Below are 2068 nucleotides of genomic sequence, written 5' to 3' on the forward strand. Positions count from 1 at the left end.
CAAGAAATATGTCGGCACCGAAGCCGTGATCAAGGCGCAGATCGCGCAGGTCCAGGCCGACAAGAAGATGCCGGCCAAGGACAAGAAGGAAGCCCTCGACGAGCTCAACGAGGCGCTGAAGACGCCTTCCCCGGCCATCGAGAACAAGGGCAACATCGATCTGGTCGGCAAGTATTACGACAAGCTGGTCGCAGCGCTCGGCGACGACCAGAACTGAGCTGCCAGACGAGCCTCCGTCAGTCGCACGTCTGCCCCTCGACGGATTGCGCGACGCCAGCCACACTCACCGCTGTCATGTCGCCCGCGCTCCGCGCGGTCGACCCTCCCCCTCCAGGGGAGGGTCAGGATGGCGCCGTCATCCAATCTTGACCTTCCCGCCCTAATCCGCTCCCTTTGGCCCCGACACAACGATCCCCTCACGGGGAAACGCCAAGAAAACGCCAAGGTAGCTACCATGTCTTTCGTTCTCGCCATCGACCAGGGCACCACCTCATCGCGCGCCATCGTGTTCCGCAGCGACATCTCGATTGCCGCGCGCGCGCAGCAGGAGTTTCCGCAACATTTTCCGGCCTCGGGCTGGGTCGAGCACGAGCCGGAGGACATCTGGACCTCGACCGTGATGGTCTGCCGCGACGCGATCGAGCAGGCCGGCATCACCGCAAAGGACATTGCCGCGATCGGCATCACCAACCAGCGCGAGACCACTGTGGTGTGGGACCGCGCCACCGGGCAGGCCGTGCACCGCGCCATCGTCTGGCAGGACCGCCGTACCGCCGACATTTGCGCCAAGCTGAAAGCTGACGGTCGCGAGCCTGTCATCTCCGAGAAGACCGGCCTGATCATCGATCCCTATTTCTCCGGCACCAAGGTCGCCTGGATCCTCGACCACGTCCCCGGCGCGCGGGCGCGCGCCGCGCGCGGCGAATTGATGTTCGGCACCATCGACTGCTACCTGCTCTGGCGCCTCACCGGCGGCAAGGTGCACGCCACCGACGCCACCAACGCCTCGCGCACGCTGCTGTTCAACATCCACACCGGCCAATGGGACGACGAGCTGCTCGAGATCATCGGCGTACCGCGTTCGATGCTGCCCGAGGTGAAGGATTCCTCCGCCCGCTTCGGCGAGAGCGTGCCCGAGCTGTTCGGCGGCGCGATCGCGATCTCCGGCATCGCCGGCGACCAGCAGGCCGCGACCATCGGCCAGGCCTGCTTCCGCCCAGGCATGATGAAGTCCACCTACGGCACCGGCTGCTTTGCGCTGCTCAACACCGGCACCACACCGGTGGTGTCGAAGAACAAGCTGCTCACCACCGTCGCCTATCAGCTCGCGGGAAAACGCACCTACGCGCTCGAAGGCTCGATCTTCGTTGCCGGCAGCGCGGTGCAGTGGCTCCGCGACGGCCTCGGCATCATCAAGCACGCCGCGGAGACCGGCCCGCTCGCCGACCAGTCCGACTCGATGCAGAGCGTCTATCTCGTGCCGGCCTTCGTCGGCATGGGCGCGCCCTACTGGAATCCGCGCGTGCGCGGCGCGCTGTTCGGCCTCACCCGCAACACCGGGCCTGCCGAGCTCGCCCACGCCGCGCTGGAGAGTGTTTGTTATCAGACCTTCGACCTCTGGGCCGCGATGCGCGCCGACTGGCCGAGCTCGGAGACGGCCAGTGTCGTGCTCCGCGTCGACGGCGGCATGACCGCGTCCGACTGGACCATGCAGCGCCTCGCCGATCTCCTCGACGCACCGGTCGATCGTCCCGTGATCCAGGAGACCACCGCACTGGGTGCCGCCTATCTCGCCGGCCTTGCGGCCGGCGTCTATCCCGAGCCGACGAAATTCGCCGACAACTGGCGCCTCGAGCACCGCTTCAAGCCGAACATGAGCGAGGCGACCCGCGCGCGGAAGCTCGCGGGCTGGGCGCGCGCCGTGAAGGGCGTGCTGGCGAGCGACGAGGGGGAGGGGTAGCGCGCCGCTCTCTCTCCAAGTCGTCCCGGCGAAGGCCGGGACCCATACCGCGAGGTCTATCGATGGGCAGGCGGCGCCAATCCCGAACGACCAATCTTCGCCAAACCG

At 67.0% G+C, this 2068-nt stretch carries 2 protein-coding genes (1 of these 2 cut by a window edge); both read left to right on the forward strand.

The features are described 5' to 3' along the window. On the forward strand, window positions 1-217 hold the end of the coding sequence (locus tag XI09_RS13670; RefSeq protein ID WP_271567298.1) for a hypothetical protein. 380 nt of this gene lie to the left of the window's left edge; 217 of the gene's 597 nt are visible here — the last part of the coding sequence; the start codon falls outside the window, past its left edge; the stop codon is at window positions 215-217. Window positions 218-454: 237 nt separating this feature from the next. After that, window positions 455-1960 carry a glycerol kinase GlpK gene (gene glpK, locus XI09_RS13675; protein ID WP_271567299.1) on the forward strand — a complete coding sequence of 502 codons (1506 nt, stop codon included), beginning with the start codon at window positions 455-457 and terminating at the stop codon, window positions 1958-1960. Window positions 1961-2068: the final 108 nt, after the last annotated feature.

This window comes from Bradyrhizobium sp. CCBAU 11386 (genome assembly GCF_028128955.1).
Lineage (GTDB): Bacteria > Pseudomonadota > Alphaproteobacteria > Rhizobiales > Xanthobacteraceae > Bradyrhizobium.

What these genes read in the sequence shown, in the direction of transcription:
- glpK (WP_271567299.1), top strand. Translation starts at nt 455, where the DNA reads ATGTCTTTCGTTCTCGCCATCGACCAGGGCACCACCTCATCGCGCGCC.